17 protein-coding genes are annotated in these 19,543 nt (G+C 71.8%); 4 read left to right on the plus strand and 13 right to left on the minus strand.

From position 1 onward, the window contains the following. Positions 1 to 37: 37 nt before the first annotated feature. From MRBLWS13_RS12205 to MRBLWS13_RS12215, 3 genes are all read right to left on the minus strand, one after another. The gene (locus tag MRBLWS13_RS12205; protein WP_349425637.1) at positions 38 to 2,017 is read right to left on the minus strand and encodes a cytochrome c oxidase assembly protein; all 1,980 of its coding nucleotides are present in this window, start codon (positions 2,015 to 2,017) and stop codon (positions 38 to 40) included. Positions 2,018 to 2,139: 122 nt separating this feature from the next. Next, on the minus strand, positions 2,140 to 2,427 hold the full coding sequence (locus MRBLWS13_RS12210) for an HU family DNA-binding protein (protein WP_045301792.1): 288 nt from the start codon (positions 2,425 to 2,427) through the stop codon (positions 2,140 to 2,142). A 210-nt stretch (positions 2,428 to 2,637) separates the two neighbouring features. Further along, positions 2,638 to 3,231 (minus strand): TetR/AcrR family transcriptional regulator, encoded by a 594-nt coding sequence (locus tag MRBLWS13_RS12215; RefSeq protein ID WP_349425638.1) that lies wholly within the window; start codon positions 3,229 to 3,231, stop codon positions 2,638 to 2,640. A 224-nt stretch (positions 3,232 to 3,455) separates the two neighbouring features. On the opposite strand from MRBLWS13_RS12215, the gene MRBLWS13_RS12220 reads away from it, so the two are divergent. Beyond that, positions 3,456 to 4,310, plus strand: coding sequence for an alpha/beta hydrolase (locus MRBLWS13_RS12220; protein WP_349425639.1), 855 nt, complete (start codon positions 3,456 to 3,458; stop codon positions 4,308 to 4,310). Positions 4,311 to 4,461: 151 nt separating this feature from the next. Here MRBLWS13_RS12220 and MRBLWS13_RS12225 read toward each other — a convergent pair whose 3' ends face one another. Continuing rightward, complete coding sequence (locus MRBLWS13_RS12225) at positions 4,462 to 5,592, minus strand: alpha/beta hydrolase (protein WP_349425640.1); 1,131 nt, start codon at positions 5,590 to 5,592, stop codon at positions 4,462 to 4,464. A 135-nt stretch (positions 5,593 to 5,727) separates the two neighbouring features. Continuing rightward, on the minus strand, positions 5,728 to 6,075 hold the full coding sequence (locus tag MRBLWS13_RS12230; protein ID WP_349425641.1) for a DUF1048 domain-containing protein: 348 nt from the start codon (positions 6,073 to 6,075) through the stop codon (positions 5,728 to 5,730). Between the two features lie 135 nt (positions 6,076 to 6,210). Between MRBLWS13_RS12230 and MRBLWS13_RS12235 the strand changes: the two genes are divergently transcribed. After that, positions 6,211 to 6,795 (plus strand): TetR/AcrR family transcriptional regulator, encoded by a 585-nt coding sequence (locus MRBLWS13_RS12235; RefSeq protein ID WP_349425642.1) that lies wholly within the window; start codon positions 6,211 to 6,213, stop codon positions 6,793 to 6,795. Positions 6,796 to 6,876: 81 nt separating this feature from the next. On the opposite strand, the gene rpsN is transcribed toward MRBLWS13_RS12235, so the two are convergent. Genes rpsN through rpmB form a run of 3 tightly spaced genes read right to left on the minus strand, consistent with a single transcriptional unit; the run spans position 6,877 to position 7,592 of the window. Continuing rightward, positions 6,877 to 7,182: a 30S ribosomal protein S14 gene (rpsN, locus tag MRBLWS13_RS12240; RefSeq protein WP_163615787.1), complete on the minus strand. Its 306-nt coding sequence runs from the start codon at positions 7,180 to 7,182 to the stop codon at positions 6,877 to 6,879. Between the two features lie 3 nt (positions 7,183 to 7,185). Continuing rightward, on the minus strand, positions 7,186 to 7,356 hold the full coding sequence (rpmG, locus tag MRBLWS13_RS12245) for a 50S ribosomal protein L33 (protein ID WP_005051772.1): 171 nt from the start codon (positions 7,354 to 7,356) through the stop codon (positions 7,186 to 7,188). Continuing rightward, positions 7,356 to 7,592, minus strand: coding sequence for a 50S ribosomal protein L28 (gene rpmB, locus MRBLWS13_RS12250; protein ID WP_055832508.1), 237 nt, complete (start codon positions 7,590 to 7,592; stop codon positions 7,356 to 7,358). The genes rpmG and rpmB overlap by 1 nt, the downstream gene beginning before the upstream one ends. A gap of 392 nt (positions 7,593 to 7,984) precedes the next feature. On the opposite strand from rpmB, the gene MRBLWS13_RS12255 reads away from it, so the two are divergent. Then, positions 7,985 to 13,108 (plus strand): hypothetical protein, encoded by a 5,124-nt coding sequence (locus MRBLWS13_RS12255; protein WP_349425643.1) that lies wholly within the window; start codon positions 7,985 to 7,987, stop codon positions 13,106 to 13,108. Here MRBLWS13_RS12255 and MRBLWS13_RS12260 read toward each other — a convergent pair. Beyond that, positions 13,092 to 13,769 (minus strand): DNA-3-methyladenine glycosylase, encoded by a 678-nt coding sequence (locus MRBLWS13_RS12260; RefSeq protein ID WP_349425644.1) that lies wholly within the window; start codon positions 13,767 to 13,769, stop codon positions 13,092 to 13,094. The two genes, MRBLWS13_RS12255 and MRBLWS13_RS12260, sit on opposite strands and share 17 nt — an antisense overlap. A 74-nt stretch (positions 13,770 to 13,843) precedes the next feature. Here MRBLWS13_RS12260 and MRBLWS13_RS12265 point away from each other — a divergent pair, with 74 nt between their 5' ends. Further along, positions 13,844 to 15,493, plus strand: coding sequence for an MFS transporter (locus MRBLWS13_RS12265; protein ID WP_349425645.1), 1,650 nt, complete (start codon positions 13,844 to 13,846; stop codon positions 15,491 to 15,493). Positions 15,494 to 15,575: 82 nt separating this feature from the next. Here MRBLWS13_RS12265 and MRBLWS13_RS12270 read toward each other — a convergent pair whose 3' ends face one another. The 4 genes from MRBLWS13_RS12270 to MRBLWS13_RS12285 all read right to left on the minus strand — a co-directional run bounded on the left by MRBLWS13_RS12270 (position 15,576) and on the right by MRBLWS13_RS12285 (position 19,493). Next, positions 15,576 to 17,009 carry a hypothetical protein gene (locus MRBLWS13_RS12270; protein ID WP_349425646.1) on the minus strand — a complete coding sequence of 478 codons (1,434 nt, stop codon included), beginning with the start codon at positions 17,007 to 17,009 and terminating at the stop codon, positions 15,576 to 15,578. Then, positions 16,999 to 18,000 carry a TIGR03943 family protein gene (locus tag MRBLWS13_RS12275; RefSeq protein ID WP_349425647.1) on the minus strand — a complete coding sequence of 334 codons (1,002 nt, stop codon included), beginning with the start codon at positions 17,998 to 18,000 and terminating at the stop codon, positions 16,999 to 17,001. The genes MRBLWS13_RS12270 and MRBLWS13_RS12275 overlap by 11 nt, the downstream gene beginning before the upstream one ends. Next, positions 17,993 to 18,958, minus strand: coding sequence for a permease (locus tag MRBLWS13_RS12280; protein WP_349429051.1), 966 nt, complete (start codon positions 18,956 to 18,958; stop codon positions 17,993 to 17,995). The genes MRBLWS13_RS12275 and MRBLWS13_RS12280 overlap by 8 nt, the downstream gene beginning before the upstream one ends. 121 nt (positions 18,959 to 19,079) lie before the next feature. Then, on the minus strand, positions 19,080 to 19,493 hold the full coding sequence (locus MRBLWS13_RS12285) for a transcriptional repressor (protein WP_349425648.1): 414 nt from the start codon (positions 19,491 to 19,493) through the stop codon (positions 19,080 to 19,082). Positions 19,494 to 19,543 lie beyond the last annotated feature (50 nt).

A 19,543-nucleotide genomic window follows, 5' to 3' on the forward strand; every position in this document is an offset into this window, starting at 1 on the left:
GTCACCGGCCGTGCACGTCCCCGCCTGCGGAGCGGCGTCAGCCGCGGGTGCGCGCGTCGCGCTCGGCGAGGGCGGCGAGGCGGGCGTTGTACGCCTCGAGCTCGGCGTCGCCGGTGCGGTCGGCATGCCGATCGCGGCGCTTGGTCTCGCGGTCGTCGCTGCGGCTCCACTGGATCGCGACGGTGATGGCGAGGATGAGGGTCGGGATCTCGCCGATCGACCACGCGATGCCGCCGCCGGTGTACTGGTCCTCCAGCGGCGTGGCGCCCCAGGTGCGGCCCATCGCGCCGAACCACTCCGCGATCATGAGGCCCTCCTGCATCATGATCGCGATGCCGAAGAACGCGTGCATGGCCATGACGCCGATGAGGAGCAGCAGCCGGCCGGGATAGGGCAGGCGGTAGGGGACCGGGTCGATGCCGATGAGGCTCATCACGAAGAGGTAGCCCGTGATGAGGAAGTGCGCGATCATCCACTCGTGCCCGAGGTGGTCGTACAGCGACCACCGGAACAGTTCGGTGTAGTAGAAGACCCAGAGCGAACCGACGAACAGGCCGGCGGCGATGAAGGGGTTGGTCAGCACGCGGGCGACCGGCGAGTGCACCGCCCACAGGAGCCACTCACGGCCGCCGCGCGTGCCGTCGTCGCGCTTGTGGATCGCCCGCGCGGCGAGCGTGATCGGCGCTCCCGGCACCAGCAGCAGCGGGATGGCCATGGTGAGCAGCATGTGCCCGACCATGTGCATGCTGAACAGATAGTCCTGGTACACGTTGATGACGCCGCCGGTGACCCAGACGAGCAGCAGCCAGCCGGCCACCCACATGATGGTGCGGTACACCGGCCATGCGTCGCCGCGGCGACGCAGCCGCCAGACTCCGACGAGGTAGAAGAAGATCGCGAAGCCGGCGACGATCGCCCACAGCAGGTCGATGTTCCACGACGTGAGCCAGCGGTCCAGCGTCAGCTCGGGCGGCAGCGGGGCATCGGTGAGGCGCTCTGCCGGTGTCGGCGTCTCGGGGATGAGGGGGGCGACCGGCGGGGGCGTGCGGGCGAGGGCGGCCGCCGCTCCGCTCGCGGCGCCCATCAGCACGAGCTCGAATCCGACGAGGGTCCAGAACGACCGCGCGGCCCGTTCGGTTTCCCGCATGCGACCGATCAGCCGCGTGCGGTACCAGGCGCCGAACAGCCCCAGCACGATCAGCGCAAGCACCTTCACGCCGAGGATCACGCCGTAGGGCGACAGCAGCGCCGACCAGTCCCGCAGCCCGATCGCGGCGCGCACCGTGCCCGACACCGCGACGACCGCGAAGGCGGCGAGCGCGATGCTCGAGTAGCGCGCGACCGTCGAGGCACTGCCTTCGCGCGACTGGAGGGGCCGTACGATCACCACGAGCAGCAGTCCGCCGAGCCACACCGCGGCCGCGAGGATGTGCAGGATCAGGGCCGTCATCGCCTCGTGATGGAAGGCCTCCTCGCCGGAGTGGCCCTGGGTGCCCATGGGGACGAGGGATGCCGCCGCCAGCAGTGCGACGAAGAAGGTGGCGGTCCACGACCGCACGGCGAAGGTCAGCACCGTGAGGGCGGCGCCGGCGAGGGTGGTGATGAGCCACGTACGGCCGACCTCGGTCTCGACGATGTAGCGGCCGAGCTGGGCGCCGAACTCGGGGCCGATGCTGATGACGGGGTTGAACGCGTCGATGAAGGTCAGGAACCCGGTCGCTGCGGCGGCCATCGTGAACACCGCCGCCGAGATCGAGGCGGTGTCGAGGGCGATGTCGAACTCGCGCTCGCCGGCGCGCAGGGCGAAGAGCGCGGTGACCAGCACGCCGACCATGCCGGCGGCCGAGAGGTTGACGACGAGCTTCGCCGTCGGCAGCCCCCAGCGCACCCACGGCCCGGGATCGGCGATCGCGAGGGGCGCGGCGCCGCCGCCGAAGGCCAGCGCCCACACCATCACCGCGAGCGCGGCGACGACGAGGATCGTGGGCCCGACGGCCCGCAGCGCGCGGGGGTTCACCCCCCAAGCCTACGTTGCCGAATTCCGGTCGTTGAGCGAGGCCCGGCGGCATGCCCCGCGCAGACAGCAGGAGAGGGGATGCCGCGGGTCGCGGCATCCCCTCTCCGGAGGTCTGCGTCGGATTACTTGACGGCAGCCTTGAGCTTCGAGCCCGCGGTGACCTTGACGCGCTTGCCCGCGGGGATCTTGATCTCCTCGCCCGTCTGCGGGTTGCGGCCGGTGCGAGCGGAGGTGGCGACCTGCTCGAACGCGATCCAGCCCGGGATCGAGACCTTGCTGCCGGCGGCGACCGCGTCGGAGACGGTGGAGAAGAGGGAGTCGAGCACGCCCGAGACGGCCGACTGGCTCTGGCCGGTCGCGCTCGCGATGCTCGCGACGAGTTCGGTCTTGGTGATGGTCTTGTCGGCCATGTGGTTGTCCTCCAAAGACGGCGGATGCCGTCTTGTCATTGCTGGGACCGGATGGCTTCGCCCCCCGGCTGGTCGGTTCGACCGGGACCGAATGTACCTGACACGACCGACAGATCCGCGTATTTTCGCGGATTTCTGAGGTTATCGGCCGCGTGTCGTGTGACTGGTGTGACTGATGGGGCTGATGTGACGAGTTCTCACCCGCGATGCTCAGCTTCGGTGCGCCGTGATGAGCTCGCGTGCCGTCCGCGCGAACGCGGGACCGACGCGGTCCTGACCGTCGAGATAGCCGCCGACGAGCGCGGCATCCCGCAACAGCACGAGGGACGCCGCGACCGCCTCGGGATCGCGCAGCCGGGCGCCCTCGGCGAGCTGGCGGAGAGTGGCGCGGAACCACTCGCGATGTTCGGCGATGAGGTCGCGGACCGGACCCTGGTCGGGGTACTCGGCCGCGGCGTTGATGAACGGGCACCCGCGCGTGTGCCGCTCCCGGATGTCCTGCTCGATGCCCGCGACAACGAGGTCCAGCAGCACGTCGGGGTCGTCCGAGACCTCTGCCGCCTGGGCGAAGAGTGAACGCAGGCCCTGGTCCTCGCCCTCGAGGTAGGCGAGCACGAGACCCTCTTTGCCGGCGAACTGCTTGTACATCGTGGCACGGGTCACACCCGCCTCTTCGATGATGCGATCGACGCCGACCGAGTGGATGCCCTCGTTGTAGAAGAGGTCGGTCGCCGCCTGGAGAAGCCGCTCGCGGGCGGGCGACGGACGATGTGCCGCGGTGGTCGCGGCGACGGTGGTGCTCATGGATCCCCTTCCAGTCCTCCATCGTGCCATCGTTTCTGCCCGCTGACCGGGTGCGGAAGCGCGGCCCGAATCGGGCTCCGGAATCATTTCAAGAATTTCTGGGAATAGTCTTGCATACATAGAACGTTCGGTCTACCATCGGTCACATCAGCCGGAGACACACCAGGATCCGGAACCTGAGACCACAACAGAACCCACCGCATCACCCACACAAGGAGCACGACATGAACACCACGACCAAGACCCCGATCGTCCTCATCCACGGCCTCTGGATGACCCCCAAGAGCTGGGACACGTGGGCCGAGCGCTTCCGCGCCGCCGGCCACCAGGTGATCGTCCCCGGCTGGCCCGGCATCGACGACCGCTCGGTCGAAGACATCCGCCGGAACCCCGAGGCGCTAAAGGGCACCGGCCTGAAGCAGATCGCCGACAACTACGAGCGCATCATCCGCGCCCTCCCCGAGAAGCCGATCATCATCGGCCACTCCTTCGGGGGAGTCCTCACCCAGATGCTCGCCGACCGCGACCTCGGTGTCGCCTACGTGGGCGTCGCTCCCGGGCAGACCGCCGGCGTCACGACCCTCCCGCTCTCGACACTGTGGACCGGCACGCCGATCCTCGCGAACCCCTTCGGAAAGAACGGCGCCAAGCCGCTGTCGAAGCGGCACTTCCACTTCACCTTCGGAAACGACCTTCCGCGCGCGGCGTCCGACGAGCTGTGGGAGGAGTTCGCGGTGAACTCGTACAACCGGGTCTTCTTCGAGGGCGTGCTCTCGGTGCTGAACGAGAAGGGCGGCGTCACGCACGTCGACTACGGCCGCACCGGCCGCGCACCGCTCCTCATCATCACCGGCGAGATCGACCACGTCGTGCCGCCGGCGATCGGCGAGGCGATCGTGAAGAAGTACAAGGCGTCCGGCAGCCCTGCCGTCGTCGAGTATAAGACCTACCCGGGGCGCACCCACCGGCTGGTGAGCCAGGATGGCTGGGAGGAGATCGCCGACTACGCGCTCGAATGGGCGACGACGCACCAGGTGCGCGAGACGGAGCAGGCTCCCGAGACGGAGGCGGCGCAGTAACCGGATGCCCCGCCCTGCGCCGGCGGGAAACCACTTCGCCGCTGAGCCACCATGCCCTGTGTGGTGGCCCAGCGGTCGAGTGGTGTCTCGGCCGGTGTCCGCGGTGGGACGCAGAGGCCCGAGGCTCGCGAGAGCCCCGGGCCTCATCGCGTCAGGCGTGCAGGCCTCGCAGAGCGGCGACGACGTCGTCGTGCCAGCGCCGCGCAGCGGGAAGCGCCGCCGTGAAGATCGGGGTGTCGTGCGTCACGCCCTGGTATCGCACGACACTCGCCTCCACCCCCGCCCGCCGCAGCGCCGCCCCGTATGCGTCGCCGTCGCCACGGAGCGGGTCGTACTCGGCCGTCAGGATCACCGCGGGCGGCAAGCCCTCGAGGGATGCGGCGAGAAGCGGTGAGGCATAGGGCTCACGCGCCTGGCGCGGGTCGGCGAGATAGGTTCGCGCCACAGAGCGCAGCTCGCGCAGGGCGATGAACCGCGGGATGCCGAGGGCTCGTGTCGCCCCGAGGTCCAGGTGGCCGCCGGTCAGGTCGACCACGGGGACCTCGAGCACCTGCAGCCGGAGAGGACGGCCGCCTCGGTCACGATTGACCAGCGTCACCGCGGCGGCGAGATTCGCTCCGGCCGATGTGCCCGCCACCCCGATGCGGTGCGCGTCGATCCCGAGCTCGTCGGCCGCAGCGAACAGCCACTCGAGTGCTGCATGCGCCTGCTCCACCGCCACGGGATACGGATGCTCCGGTGCGAGGGCATAGTCGACCGCGGCGACCGCGACGCCGGCGTCGTGCACGCGACGCCGGTTCGCGGCATCCGTGGTGGGATAACCGATGCCGCCGATGCGGAATGCGCCGCCGAAGAAGGACAGCACGCCCGGCACGCCCCGCGCCGGAGGGGCGTCGGGGTCAGGGTGATAGACGCGCACACGAACGTCGGGATGGCCGGACACCTCGACGACGTGCTCGGTGGTGCGGATCCGCGGTCCCGCGAGACCCACCTTGTGCAGCTCGCGGCGGTCCCACGCGAGAGCGGCCTGGCGGTGCCGTGCCCGCGCACGGGCGTTCGGTCCGACGACCGGCGGCGCTGCGGCGGATGCCTGGGAGACGGTGTCCTGCGGCGGGGCGGCTGCTGCCGGCGTCGGGCCGCCTCCCATGCCGGTCATCGCCGCGGGCCCCTTGGCGAACGGCCACAGCGCGCTCAGCCGCGAGCGCACCGAGCCCAGCGCCTGGTCGAAGAGATACTTGCGGTGCACACGCAGGCGCTCCTCGAAGAACGGATCCAGCGGCATCCATCACTCCCCTGTATGACGTCATGCCGAGTGTAGGGCCGGAGCCCGCGGCGCTGACGGGTATTGACACCGAGCGGAAACGGGGAGTGACCGCGTGCTGGCCTCGGCCATCTGTGAGCAGTCAGAGGCGGGCCGTCACGCGGCGTCGATCGCCGCGGTGAGCGCGGCTCTCATCGCGGCGTTCCATGATCCGTCGAGATGGTTCTCGAGGAGCGCCTCGGCGACGTCGGCCGGCTCCTCGCCCACGACGGAGCGGATCGGGATGCCGTCGGCGGCCGCGTGTTCGAACAGGAGCGCCAGATCGTCCAGGGCACCGGCGGTCGCGTCGGCCTCTCCGATCGATCGGCGGTCCGCCAGGTAGGTCTCGAAGGTGCCGAACGCGGCACGGAACTCGGCGGGCAGCGCCGCGATCCGGGCGGTGCGGGGCGGCGACAGCGTGGGCTCATCGGCGGTGCCGGTGATCGTCGGACTCTGACTCGGCATGGGGTTCTCCTTCTGCGCCGGGGTCGGGCTCTACCGGGCCTGACTTCTAAGCGACACGCTACGTATCGTGTCACCGGACGCTAGCAGGCGTCCCCTCCGAGCCGCAACACGACACGTAGCGTCTAGTTTGGATGCATGAATGCCGCACCCGACCCCAGCCGCCGCAGTGAGCGCGCTCACGTCGCCGTGCTCGACGCCGCCCTCGCACTGTGCCGCGAGAACGGGTTGGCCCAGCTCACGATCGAGGGGATCGCCGATCGCGCGGGCGTGAGCAAGAAGACGATCTACCGCTGGTGGCCGTCGAAGGGCGCGGTGCTGCTCGATGCGGTCTCGGAAGTCGCCAACCGGACCGCGCGCCACGGCGACACGGGGGATCTCGCCGCCGACATGCGCGCGCAGCTCAGCAACGTCGTCGCGATCATCAGCCCGCAGGACACGTCGCCGCTCGCCGCACTGGTGGCGGAGGGGCAGCGGGATCCCGCGCTGGCGGCATCCATCCGGGAGCAGCTGATCGTGCCGAGCATCGCGGGATTCGAGGAGCGCATGCGATCCGCGCAGCGCGCCGGTCAGATTCCGGAGAACGCCGACTTCGGGGTGGCCCTCGACCTGTTCTACGGCCCGATCTACCACCGGCTCGTGTATCGGCTCGGCCTGCCCGACGAGCACGAGATCCGCGCGCGTGTCGACCACGTCATCGCCGGGCTGCGCGCGATGGGGTGAGCGCGATCGCAAAAACGCGGAAGGCCCTGAGTTCCGAGGAACTCCGGGCCTTCCGGCTGTGGTCTCAGCGACCGGGAATGCTCACCAGCTCGACTTGGTCACGCCGGGCAGCTCGCCGCGGTGCGCCATGTCACGGAAGCGGACACGCGAGATGCCGAACTTCGTGAGGACACCGCGGGGGCGGCCGTCGATGACGTCGCGCGAACGCACGCGCACCGGCGAAGCGTTGCGGGGCAGCTTCTGCAGGCCCACGCGAGCGGCTTCGCGCTCCTCGTCGGTCGACGTCGGCGACACGAGCGCCTTCTTCAGCTCGGCGCGCTTGGCGGCGTAGCGGTCGACGACCGCCTTGCGCTGCTCGTTGCGCGCGATCTTGCTCTTCTTAGCCATGGATCAGCGCTCCTCTCGGAATTCGACGTGCTTGCGGATGACCGGATCGTACTTCTTCAGCACGATGCGGTCGGGGTTGTTGCGGCGGTTCTTGCGCGTGACGTAGGTGTAACCCGTGCCCGCGGTGGAACGCAGCTTGATGATCGGACGGACGTCCTGAGCCTTCTTGGCCATCAGAGCTTCACACCCTTCGCCTGGAGGTCACGGACGACCGACTCGATGCCACGGGCGTCGATGACTTTGATGCCCTTGGCCGAGACGTTGAGCTTGATGTTGCGACCCAGCGACGGAACGAAGTAGGTCTTCTTCTGCACGTTCGGGTCGAAGCGGCGCTTCGTCCGGCGGTGCGAGTGCGAGATGTTGTGACCGAAGCCGGGAACTGCTCCAGTCACCTGGCACACTGCTGCCATAGTGATGTCTCCTTAGTACCGTGGAGCCGGACGGCCCCACCCAAGATCCCTTGTCTGCACCCTTCGACAAGCCGACGGACCGGGATCAACCGGCCTGAGGCGTGAGGATGAGGGCGCGAACTGCGTGCTGGAGTGCGCGCAGACAAAGAGAGAGTCTAGCATGCACGGCGTGTCGGGCTTGACGGGAGCGATCTCCGCCATTCGTGGCACTCTCGGCGAGCGGCGTGCGGCCGCAGATCGACGTATTCCGGTGCCGGAATCCATCCTGACAGGTCGTCCAACGATAGCCTTCTGCACGACGGCGGCCCCTGCGGTTGTCTACAAACTCTGCCGCGCGTGATTTCCGCTGGTGGAGCATGTTCGTCATTCCGGCGTGGGAGAGGACGACGCAGATGACCGAGCCGCTTGGCGAGACCCGGCTGTGGCCGGCGTCGCCGTTCGACCTCGCAGACGCGCATCGCTGTCCGTCGTGCTTCGCCGCCATCTCGGCGGCCACCTGCCCGGCCTGCGGCTTCGAGCTGACCGATCCGCGCGCCGTGCGGGTGCTCGAGCTCGGCCGAGAGATCGTTTCGGTCGAGCTCGCCCGCCAGCAGCTGATGGACGAGATCCGTCTCGCCTCGGCGTCGCGCGCGTCGCTCGCGGCGGCGCACGCGGAGATGACGGCTGCCGCAGCCCCGCAGCTCGTCGCGGCGGGCACGGTCCTCGATCCGGCCACGAGCCCTCCCGTCATCGCCCCCTCGGCCGCCGACCAGGTCGTTGCGCCCGAGGCCGTCCTCGCGCAGACGGCGGCGGACTCCGATGCGACGCTCCTCGCCGGTGCGGGAACGGATCCCGCCGCGCCACTCGGGCCGACGGCATCCGCTCCCCGGCGCCGGCTCACGGTGCCGGTGCTGCTGCTGATCGTGGGCGTCTCGCTCGTGGGTGTGGCCGCGGTGTTCTTCCTGCTGCTGGCGTGGTTCGTCGCGGGGATCGAGATGCGGGCGCTCATCATCGGCGGCATCACGCTCGCGACGGTCGTGCTCGCCTCGTGGCTGCGGCGGCGCGACCTCGGTGCCACCGCCGAGGCGATCGGTGTGCTCGGTGTCGGCCTGCTCGCGCTGGATGCCTGGGCGGTGCGGGCCAATGACCTGTTCGGCGCCGGCTCCACGGACGCCGCCGTCTACGCAGGAGTCGCGGCGCTCGTCGTCGCCGTCGTGTGCCGGCTGTGGGCGAGGATCTCGGGCCTGCGCGGTCCCGATCTCGCCGCATCCCTCGCACTGCCGGCCGGCGTCGCCTTCCTCGTGGGCGGTGTCGTCGACCTCCCGGCCGGGGAGGCCGTGACCGCGGGAATCCTCGGCGCTGCCGTCGGGGGCCTCGCCCACGCGCTGCCCGCGCCGTGGTCGGCGGCGAGGAGCGGTGCGGCCGGTGCGCCCGAGCGCCTCATCCTCGCGCTGGCGGGGATCGGCTCGCTGATCGGCGCCGCCGTGACCGCCGCGGTGGCGACGGGTGACGCGGCCCCGGTGGTCGTGTGGTCCAGCGCGCTCGTGACGGTGCTGGGGGCAGCGCACGCGTGGGCCGCGCATCCCCGCGCCGGCGTCGAACCGCTCCCCGGAGCGGTCGTGATCGCCGGCATCGCCTCGAGCGTGGCGGCAGCGGCGGCGGGACTGGCGGGCTGGCAGCTCGCACTGCGCCTCGACGACGTCGTGTTCACGCTGTTCGTCGGCCCGGTCCTGGCCGTGATGATCGCCGTCGCGCTGGACGTCGCCCGCGCGCGACGCGCATCGGGTGCGCTGGTGCCCCCGACCCTCACCGCCGCGATCATCGGCGGCGGGTCGATCGCGGGGACGCTCGTCGTCTGGCTGCTGCAGGCGCAGTCGGCGGTCGCATCGGGATGGACCCTGTGGCACACGGACGCCTTCGCCCTCCCGGCTTCGGCCGCCGAGGCGCCCGTGATCGCGGTGGCGGCGGCCGTCGCGATGGCGGGACTCCTGTTCGCCGCGCCCACGCTGCGCCGGCCGGTGCTGAGCGACCTGCGCGCCGTCGTCGTCGCCGTGCTGCTGCTGTCGGCGGCCGCGCGGACCGCCGTCCCGGCAGTGCTGGTCGGCACGGCCCTGCTCGTGGCCGTGGCGAGCCTCGTCGGCGCCGCCCGCGCCTCGGCGTACGCCGCGAGAGAGGCCCGCGATTCCGCCTCGGTCGACGGCGCGCCGGACGCGGGGACGAACGATGGCACGCAGACAGACGCCGCCGGCCGTCGGGCATCCGTCCCCCGTGCTCTATCGCTCGGGGGCTCGAGCATCGCGGGCACGATCGCGGTGATCACCGCGTTCGCCGCAGGCACCGCGACCCCCTGGCTCTGGCTGATCGGCGTGGCCGTGGCAGCCGGCTACCCCATCGTGCTGCGCGCGGTCCGCCGCGCAGCCGGCCCGCTCGCGGTCCTGCTCGCACTGACGCCGGTCGGGGTCGGCGTCGTGGCCGCGATCATCGCGCCCGCCGCCCTCGGCGCCGCCACTGGGCTCACCGGCTCGGGACCTGCGGTCGCCCTCGCGCTGCTGCAGTGGGTCGCACTGGCGACGCTCGCCGCGGCCGCCTTCCTGCGCATCGACACGGCGAGCCGCGTCGGCCTCGCCGTATCCGGATACGCGCTCACGACGCTGACGCTGGTGTGGACGCTGGTCGCGGCCGCCGACGACGTGGCGACGGATGCCGCGACCGCGGCCACCGTCGCCGTCGTCGGCGAACCGCTGCTCGGGCTGGTGCGGGGTGTCGCCCTGCTCGCGCTGCTGGCGCTCATCGCCGTCGGTCGCACGCGGCTGCGCGGACACGCGGTGGCGGCCGCCGCGCTGCTCATCGCCCCGGCGATCGCGTCACTCGGACACTCCGCGCTCGACATGGCCGGCGCAAGCGACGAGGGCTGGGCGACGCTCGTACTGGCCGCGGGGCCGGTGCTCGTGACCATCGCCACCGCCGCGATCGCGCGGTTCGCACCAACCGGAGCACCGACGGCCCCTGCGGCTCCGGTGGTCCCTGCGGCGACGGCGGCCCCGGCGGCGGGAGTGCCCCGCACCCCGGACCCTGCCACGCCGGTCGCGCCGACCTTCGTCCCCCTCCGGGCGCGCACCGCCGCCGATCTCGGCGCGCTGCTGACGGGGCTCTGCATCGTCTGGGGCATCGCCCCCGACCTCGTGTGGGCGCTGCTCGCACTGGTCGCCCTCGCGTGCGGCGCGGCATCCGTCACCCGAGGCTGGGCCGCACCGGTCGCGAGCGACCCTGCGGACGACCTGTTCGCCACGCGACGCCCCGGCGTCCCGGTCGGCGCCGCGCTGCGGCGCGTTCTCGCCTGGCCGACGGCCATCGCGGCGTGCGCGGCGTGGTGGACGCTTCTCGGCGCCGGCACCCCCGACGCCGAGTTCACGCTCGAGGCGTACGCGATCCCGGTGGCCGTCGTGCTTGCCGGCTTTGCCGTGATCCTCGTGCGCCTGCGGCGCCGCGCCGAGGGGAGCGTCGCCGTCGGGTTCGCTCTGACGGTCGGCCTCGTCTGGCCCGCGGCGACCATCTGGGGCGCGGTGAGCATTGCCGGGCTGTCGTCGGCGGCGGACGAGCCGCTGTTCGGTACCGTCGTCGCGCTCGTCTCGGCGGCGATGTGCCTGCTGCTCGCGGCGCCGCCGGTGCGCGGCATCCGTCCGCCGTCGGTCGCCGGCTCGGCGGTCGCCCTCCTCGCGCTGGGGCTCGTCGCGGTCGATCGCGCGGTCGAGTGGACGCCGGACGCCTGGCCGTGGCAGACGGCGTGGCTCGCGCTTCTCGTCGCCGTCGCCTACGCCTCCGGCGTGGGCCTCGCGGGCGCACGGCCGGAGCGGACGTCTTCACACGGGTACGCGGTCGCGCTGCCCCCGATCGCGCTCGGCGTGGCCTCGCTCATGGTGCTCGGCTCCGCCGGCCACGGCGCCGTCGTCGCCGGCGCGCTCGCCGTGCTCCTCGCCGCGCACCTCGCCTCCGCCGCGATCGGGCGCGCGCCGTTGGCCCGTGCGACCAGATGGACCGCGCTGGCGGGCGCCATAGCCCTCGCCGCGGTGTCGGTGCTCGCCGGCGGCACCCGAGAGATCGAGTTCGCCACGCTGCCGGTCGCCGCGGCCTGCGGGCTCGGAGCCGTCCTGGCGGTGCGGCGCCGCCGCCGCGCCGGGTCGACCTGGCCGGCGGGCGAGCAGTACATGTGGTGCGCGGCGCTGGTGATCGCCACCGTGCCGAGCCTCCTCGTGGCGGCGGAGCCGGCGCGCGTCTGGCTGCTCATCGGCATCGCGCTGATCGCCGCGGTCGCACTCTCGCTGACCCCGATCCCCGACGCGTGGCGCGTGCGGGTGCCGTCGGCGCTGATCCTCGCCGGCGCGGCGCTCGCGATGGGCGTGCGCGTGCTCGTCGACCCGTGGTTCGAGTTCGGCGACGCGGCGGCGGCCACGGCTGCCGTGGGCGCCGTGGCCGTCGCGGTGAGCCTCACCGCCACCGCCGTGACCTTCGCCGAGGCGCGTCCTGCGGCCGGGCTCGCCGCCGCCGGCGTGGTCCTGCTCGCCGCGACCACCCTGCTGCGCACCGGCGACGATCCGGCGGCGGTCGCGGTGACCGTGGCGATCGCGGGCGCGGCCGCCGTGGCGGGGGCCTCGGTCCTCGGGCTCCGGCGGTGGGCGGCCCTGGGCGCCGTGCTCGCCGTCGGCGGGCTGGTCGTGGCGGCCGTCGGCTGCGGCGTCCGGTTCTTCGCCGTCGCCGGGGACCCCGGGTTCGAAGCGGACCTGTGGGTGGTCGCGGCGGCCGGGATCGCGGTGGCGGTCGCGATGGCCGCGATGCGCGCCACGACCTCGCGACGTGTGGACATCACCGTCGGCACCGGCCTCGCCGTCGCCACGGTGCTCGTGGGAGCGGCCGAGCTGACCCTGCTCGCGACCGGCACCGGCCTGGACGAGGTGCGGACGGCGACCACCATGACGATCCTGACAGCGGCGGCGTACGTCGGAACCGTGTGGCGGGGCCGCCTGGGCGCTGCGCCCGCCGTCATCGCGGCCCTGACCACCGCCGTCTTCGGCCTGCTGGCGTTCTTCGCCTTCGGGGTCGACCCGGTGGAGCTCGTGACGGTGCCGGCGGCGCTCGGCGGCATCGCCTACGGTGCTCGCACGCTGCGGCGCCGGCCGGAGTCGCGCACCTGGCCCGCGCTCGGTCCCTGGCTCGCACTGCTGCTGCTGCCGTCGCTGCTCTACGACTTCTTCGGCGAGGCCGAGCTGTGGCGCATCGTCGCGCTCGGCGTCGTGGCCGTCGGCCTGGTGGTCATCGGCGCGGTCTTCGCGCTGCAGGCGCCGCTCGTGCTGGGGTCGGCCGTGGTGCTCGTGCACGGGATCGCCCAGCTGTGGCCGTGGATCTCGACGTCGTACGTCGCAGTGCCGTGGTGGCTGTGGCTCGGGATCGGAGGCGCCGTGCTGATCTTCATCGCGGCGCGCTACGAGCGTCGCGTGCAGCAGCTGCGGGCGGCCATCACGGCCGTCACATCGCTTCGCTGACCTCGCGGGCGCCGCGCCCCCACCGGAACGGCGACACGGTCGGGTCGCCCGGGATCCAGTACCGCCACGGGAACTCGGCGGTGCCGGCGACACCGGCCACGCCCACGCGCGGGCCCGAAGCCACCTCCGCCAGCGGCTCCGCGAGCAGCTCGAGACGGGCGACCGCGCCGTGGTGGGGCGCTCCGGTGATCGCGTCGATGCCGTCGTGCACGGGATGCCGGAGCCCCACGGCATCACCCAGCCGGCCGGGTCCGCGCGCGAGATCGCGCTGCGTGCGGGCCGCCGGACGACGGCGGGCGGCGGCATCCGTCCCCTCCATCACCTGACCCGCGCGCAGCAGCACTCCGCCGGCGACGCCCTCGGGTCCGCACACCACGTTGACGCAGGAGTGGATGCCGTGACTGAGGTAGACGTACAGGTGCCCGGGTTCGCCCCACATCGTGGCGTTGCGCGGCGTCGGCCCCATGCGTGCGTGCGATCCGGGGTCGGGCACCGTGCCGGTGCCGCGGCCGTGGTACGCCTCGACCTCGGTGAGCCGCAGCACCACGGTCTCGCCCTCGACCACGGTCGTGAGCCGGGCACCGAGCAGGCTCGGCGCGACGTCGGCGGGAAGGCCCTGCAGGGCGGCGCGGGTCGCCGCTTTCCAGAGCTCCCGCACCATGCCGCCGAGTCTACGTCCGCGCGTCGAGGCGCCGGCGGTGCCGGGGGAGTTGCTGCGAGCGATACTGTTCGCGCATGGGGAACTGGTTCGCACTCATTCTGTTGAGCGTCTCGCAGTTCATCATGGTGCTCGACAGCACGGTGATGAACGTCTCGATCTCGACCGTCGCCGCCGACCTCGGCACCGACATCTCGGGCATGCAGGCGGCCATCACGTTCTACGCGCTCACGATGGCGGCGTTCATGCTCACCGGCGGCAAGCTCGGCGACCGCTGGGGGCGCAGCCTTGCGTTCCGGATCGGCTCCGTCATCTACGGCATCGGCTCGCTGACGACGGCACTGAGCCCCAACCTCACCGTCCTCATGATCGGGTGGTCGCTCGTCGAGGGTCTCGGCGCGGTGCTCGTGATCCCCGCCATCGCCGCCCTCGCGGCGATCAACTACGAGGGCCGCGCGCGGGTCGTCGCGTTCGCCGTACTCGGTGCCGTCACCGGCGGCGCCGCGGCGGCAGGACCTCTCATCGGCGGACTCGTGACCACGTACTCGTCGTGGCGCTACGTCTTCGTCGCGGAGGCGATCGTGATGACGCTCGTGCTGATCGTGTCGGGGCGCATCAAGGACGTGCCCGGCGACCGCACGCTGCGCATCGACCTGCTGAGCGTCGTGCTGTCGGCCCTGGGCCTCGCGCTCCTCGTTTACGGCATCCTGCAGAGCAAGACGTGGGGCTGGTTCGAGCCGCTGGATCCTCCCGTGATCAACGGCGAGCCGTTCGCCCCGCTCGGCATCTCGCCCGTCGCCTACATGATCCTGCTGTCGATCGTCGTGCTGTGGCTGTTCGTGAAACGCCAGCAGCAGCTCGAGCGCACCGGCCGGGTGCCGCTCCTCAAGGTCAGCCTGCTGCGCAACCCGGCGCTGCGCAGCGGCCTCACGATGTTCATGGCGCAGTACTTCGCGATCGCCGCGCTCTTCTTCGTCATCCCGGTGTACCTGCAGACGATCCTCGGCTTCGACGCCCTGCAGACGGGGTTGAAGATCCTGCCGCTGTCGCTCGGACTCATCCTCTTCTCGGTGCTCGGTTCGCGGCTTTCGACGGTCCGTTCGGCCCGGAATCTCGGCCGCATCGGACAGCTCACCCTCGGCTTGGGGGTGCTGCTGGTGTTCGTCGCCGTGCAGCCGGAGCTCGCGGACTGGCTGTTCGCCACGGGCATGTTCGTGGTCGGCGCCGGTTTCGGCCTGCTCGCCTCGCAGCTGGGCAACGTCAACATGTCGGCGGTGGAGCAGTCAGACACCTCAGAGGTCGGCGGCCTGCAGGGCACGTTCCAGAACCTCGGCTCGTCGTTCGGCACGGCGATCGTGGGATCCGTGTTCATCCTGCTGCTCACCTCGGGGTTCACTGCTGCGGTGCAGCAGAGCACGACGCTTCCCGACGACGTGCGCGAACAGGTCGTGGCGAGCGCATCGAAGGGCGCGCCCATCATCTCCGAGCAGCAGGCCGAGGATCTCTTGACGGATGCCGGTGCCGACCCGGACGCCGCGGCCGAGGTCGCCCGCCTCTACGCCGACACGCAGGTCGAGTCGCTCCGCCAGTCGCTGTTCTTCGTCTTCGCGCTGACGGTGCTCGGGCTCCTGCTGTCGACCGGCCTGCCGTCGAGGATCCCCGTGCCCGCCGCACCGAAGGCTGCGGCGCCCGCCGCCGGTGGCGATGCCCAGGGGACCCCGTCCTGATCCCCCTCCACCACGCCCGCTGATTCGGTTCACCGGGCTTCAGCCCAGAGCGGATGCCGTGGCTGACGTTCGCCTGAAGCTGTCAGCGGGGCGGCACCTGGCACCACGAGATCGCCGCGCCGTTGAGGGCGACCACGGGCTCGCCATCGGCGACCTGGAGGATCCGCGTCTCGGGTCGCGTGGGGAGCGGCAGCTGGTAGGTGTCGTAGGCATTCGAGACGGCATCCGGCGCCACCAGCAGCGCGACGTAGCGCGCGCTGGGCGACACGCAGACCTGGATCACGGCATCCGTCTCGCCGATCTCGGTGAGCATGGTCGTCGCACCGTCCGCAGCCACGCGGGCGACGGACGTGCGCCCGGTCGGCATCGCGTCGCCGTCGAGCACCGCCGCCGTCCGGATGGTCGACCCGTCGGGGAGCGGCGTCACCGAGCTCGTGCCGCCGAGGTCGGCGTCCGGGGTCACCAGCGGCTGCTCGCTCGCGTCGGTGAGGTCGATGACCGCGGATTGGTCGACCCGGTCGACGACGGCCTCGCTCGACCCGCGCGCGATGCCGTCGATGGCGATCGCCGCGCCCAATGCGGTCGGGGCGCCGGCGGCGGCATCCGATCCGGTCAGCAGCAGTGAGCCGTCGAAAGACAGCTGCAGGATGCTGTCGGTGTCGGGCACGAAGCGCCATTCCGCCACGCGGGGATCGGCGCCCTCGACCTCGATCGCCACGGGGTCCGCGTCGGGGTCTCCGAGCGAGGCGGTGAACAGACGGCTCTCGCGGCCGGAATCGGCGTCGAGATGGGCGTCCGAGAAGGTGTAGCCGATGCGCTCACCGCGGTCGGCACTCTGCAGGTTCGACACGTAGCCGTCCCCGCCGTCTTCCACCGGCAGGGGCAGTTCGCGCGCGTGCTCGCCGTCGAGGTCGGCGACGATGAGTCCGGCCTCGTCGTCGTCGGTGCGCACCGACACCACGAGATGCGCGCCGGTGGCGCGGAAGTCCTCGATGTGCGGATGCCGGAACACCGGCACGGCGTTCTGGCCGGTCAGGTCGGTGCGATAGATCAGGTCGCCGTCGTTCGTGCCGCGCTGCAGCAGGAACACCTGGGCCGGCGGCGTGCGGAAGCTGTCGGTGATCGTCGCGGCCGGTCCGCCCCCGAGCGAGGCGACGCCGTCGATGGTGACGGTGTACTCCGTGTCGTCCCAGAGCGGCAGGGTGAACCTGATTCCGACGCTCCGGCCCGACGTGTCGACGGCGAACGGCGTCGCCGGCGTGATCGTCACCTGCGACGGGTCGATCTCGGCGAGCGACTGGGTGGTCGTCACGATGAGACGGGACCCGGATGCCGCCGCCGCGGCCGCGGGATCCACGTACGCATCGGTGACCCGCGGCCCCTGCGCGACGCTGGCCGCGGCACCGGCCAGGCCGAGCACCGCGAGCAGGCCCACCACGACGCCGAACGTCACGACGAAGGCGCGGCCTCGACGACGCCGGGACCGCGTGCGCCGCGGGGAGGCGTCAGTACTCATACGGGTCCTCGGGTTCGGCGATCTCCGCGATGTCGGCCGCGTCGACCACGAGACGTCCGTCCGACGAGGAGCGGACCGTGCCGGTGATGGTCACCCACTGCCCGGTGTCGGGCGACGGCGCGGCGCCCACGATCGGCAGGCTCGCGGGTTGCGCGTCGATGACGCAGTGCGTGATGATCAGGCGCGTCAGGTCGAAGGCGCCGTCGTCGCCCGGAGTGACGAATCCGGTGAGCTCGACCGTGTCGCCGTCGAAGGCGTCCGGATTGGTCGCGGTCGCGAACACGGTCGCCCAGTCGCCGACCCCGAACGAGGCGGTGTCGCCGGTGGAGGCGAGCTGCACGGTGTCGGCCCCGCCGAACAACGGCGTCGCCCCCACGTCGCGCGACATCGCGAGCTCGGCCGACAGCGACGCGGGCGGCAGCACCAGCGTCAGCACGACCACCCCCGAGGCGGCGACCCCGCCGAGCACGGTGGCCGCGACACCGAGCGGATGGCTGCGGTGCGCGTGTTCGTCGTGCGCAGCGTCGTGGTGCGCCTGGCCGGGGTCGGGCGTCGGCTCGAGCGTTTCGTCTCGCTCGTTCCTCGCTCGCTCAACGACCGGACTTCCGGTCGAGCGCGCGGAGCGTGAGGAAACGCCCCCGGCCTCGCCTTCAGCCCCGGTCGTTGAGCGAGCGAAGCGAGTCGAAACGCGCTCGGCCCCACCTTCAGCCCCGGTCGTTGAGCGAGCGAAGCGAGTCGAAACGTCTCGAGCCTCCGCAGAACCGTCGCCGTGGTCGTGGCCATGGTCGGCCTCGGCACCCAGGGGCAGCGCGAACGACGCCACGGCGCCGACGAGCACGAGCACGGCCATCGAGACGGCGAACCAGGTCGAGTCGGGGTTGATGTACAGCGCGAGCCGATCGGTGACCGCGAGCGAGATGGTGACCACGGCGAGGGCTGCGGCCAGCCCGACCCCGAGCCACCGCGTGCCGACGAATCCGGCGTTACGCAAGGAGGTTCACCGCCGTCCCGATCGCGAACGCCGACAGCACCACCACGACGACGATGCCGCCGAGGGTGCGCCACGTGAAGGTCGTGCGCATGAGGGCCAGCATCTTGACGTCGACGAGCGGCCCGACCAGCAGGAACGCGACGATCGACCCGGGGGTGAACGTCGAGGCGAACGACAGCGCGAAGAACGCGTCGACGTTCGAGCAGATCGAGACCACCATCGCGAGGGCCATCATCGCGACGATCGAGAGCGCCGGGTTCGAGCCGATCGCGAGCAGCGCGTCGCGCGGGATGAGCACCTGCACCGCCCCGGCGAGCGCCGAGCCGATGATGAGCGCCGGCATGACCGCGCGCAGCTCGATCACGAACTGCGCGAGCGTGCGCCGCCACTTGCCGCCGGGCTCGTGGAAGACGAGCTCGCATGTGTCGCGGAAGCGGTCGGTGAGGAGGGCGTCGGGAGACGGATGCCGCGAGTACAGCCATCCGATCAGGTTCGCGATCGCGTATCCGCCGAGAATGCGCGCGACGAGGATGCCGTCGCTGAACCCGAACGCCTGGTGCGTCGTCAGGATCACGATGGGATTCACGATCGGCGCCGCGATCAGGAACGTCAGCGTCTCGGGCACCGAGAACCCGCGCATGAGCAGGCCGCGCGCGAACGGCACGTTGCCGCATTCGCACACCGGCACGATCATGCCCAGCAGCGACAGCACCGCGCGGCGCGCCCACGCGCGGCGCGGCATCCATCGCTCGATGACCCCCGGGGGAACCCACACCTGGACGACGATCGACAGCACCACGCCCAGCGCCACGAAGGGCAGCGACTCGATGAGCACACTGATGGCGAGTGTGAGCCCGTCCTGCGCACGGGTGGAGAGGGATGCCGGGAACAGCGCGGGCGCGAGCCAGTCGATGAGGAAGAGGCCTGCGACGAGGGCGAGCCCCACGCCCAGCCACAGCGCAGCGCGTGCCTGTGACGACGGCCCGGGGGCTGAACCCGGGGAGCGGTGGCGGCGCCCGTCGCCGAGCTCGGCTGCCGAACCCCGCGAGGCCGATCCCTGAGCTCGTCGAAGCGCGGGGTCAGTTCGCGTCACGCTCGGCGTCCCGGGCCGCGGCGCAGCTCGCGCAGAGTCCGAAGATGTCGACGACGTGCTCGGCGTCGCGGAATCCATGGCGCTCGGCCGTGCGCTTGGCCCACTGCTCGACGTCGGTCGCCTCGATCTCGACGGTCAGCCCGCAGGAGCGGCAGATCAGATGGTGGTGGTGGCCGGTGCTCGTGCACGCGCGGTAGAGCGCCTCGCCCTCGGGGCTCTGCAGCGAGTCGGCGTCGCCCTGGGCGGCGAGCCCGGCGAGGGTGCGGTACACGGTCGCCAGCCCGATGCCGGTGCTCTCGTCGCGGAGCGTGGCGTGCAGCGACTGCGCGCTCACGAAGCCACGGGCGTCCGAGAGCGCTTCGCGTACGCGTTCGCGCTGCCAGGTGTTGCGCTGGACCATGGCGGCGAGTCTACCGACGGGTCCTGGACGTCGGCCGGGCGCCTCCCGCA

The organism is Microbacterium sp. LWS13-1.2 (assembly GCF_040144835.1).
Lineage (GTDB): Bacteria > Actinomycetota > Actinomycetes > Actinomycetales > Microbacteriaceae > Microbacterium.

Bases quoted from the DNA above. Each gene is read 5' to 3' on its own strand.
- MRBLWS13_RS12210 (WP_045301792.1), bottom strand. From the start codon at position 2,427: ATGGCCGACAAGACCATCACCAAGACCGAACTCGTCGCGAGCATCGCG.
- rpmB (WP_055832508.1), bottom strand. From the start codon at position 7,592: ATGGCAGCAGTGTGCCAGGTGACTGGAGCAGTTCCCGGCTTCGGTCAC.
- rpmG (WP_005051772.1), bottom strand. From the start codon at position 7,356: ATGGCCAAGAAGGCTCAGGACGTCCGTCCGATCATCAAGCTGCGTTCC.
- MRBLWS13_RS12220 (WP_349425639.1), top strand. From the start codon at position 3,456: ATGAACACCACGACCAAGACCCCGATCGTCCTCATCCACGGCCTCTGG.
- MRBLWS13_RS12255 (WP_349425643.1), top strand. From the start codon at position 7,985: ATGACCGAGCCGCTTGGCGAGACCCGGCTGTGGCCGGCGTCGCCGTTC.
- MRBLWS13_RS12260 (WP_349425644.1), bottom strand. From the start codon at position 13,769: ATGGTGCGGGAGCTCTGGAAAGCGGCGACCCGCGCCGCCCTGCAGGGC.
- MRBLWS13_RS12265 (WP_349425645.1), top strand. From the start codon at position 13,844: ATGGGGAACTGGTTCGCACTCATTCTGTTGAGCGTCTCGCAGTTCATC.
- MRBLWS13_RS12225 (WP_349425640.1), bottom strand. From the start codon at position 5,592: ATGCCGCTGGATCCGTTCTTCGAGGAGCGCCTGCGTGTGCACCGCAAG.
- MRBLWS13_RS12270 (WP_349425646.1), bottom strand. From the start codon at position 17,009: ATGAGTACTGACGCCTCCCCGCGGCGCACGCGGTCCCGGCGTCGTCGA.
- MRBLWS13_RS12235 (WP_349425642.1), top strand. From the start codon at position 6,211: ATGAATGCCGCACCCGACCCCAGCCGCCGCAGTGAGCGCGCTCACGTC.
- MRBLWS13_RS12285 (WP_349425648.1), bottom strand. From the start codon at position 19,493: ATGGTCCAGCGCAACACCTGGCAGCGCGAACGCGTACGCGAAGCGCTC.
- rpsN (WP_163615787.1), bottom strand. From the start codon at position 7,182: ATGGCTAAGAAGAGCAAGATCGCGCGCAACGAGCAGCGCAAGGCGGTC.
- MRBLWS13_RS12215 (WP_349425638.1), bottom strand. From the start codon at position 3,231: ATGAGCACCACCGTCGCCGCGACCACCGCGGCACATCGTCCGTCGCCC.
- MRBLWS13_RS12230 (WP_349425641.1), bottom strand. From the start codon at position 6,075: ATGCCGAGTCAGAGTCCGACGATCACCGGCACCGCCGATGAGCCCACG.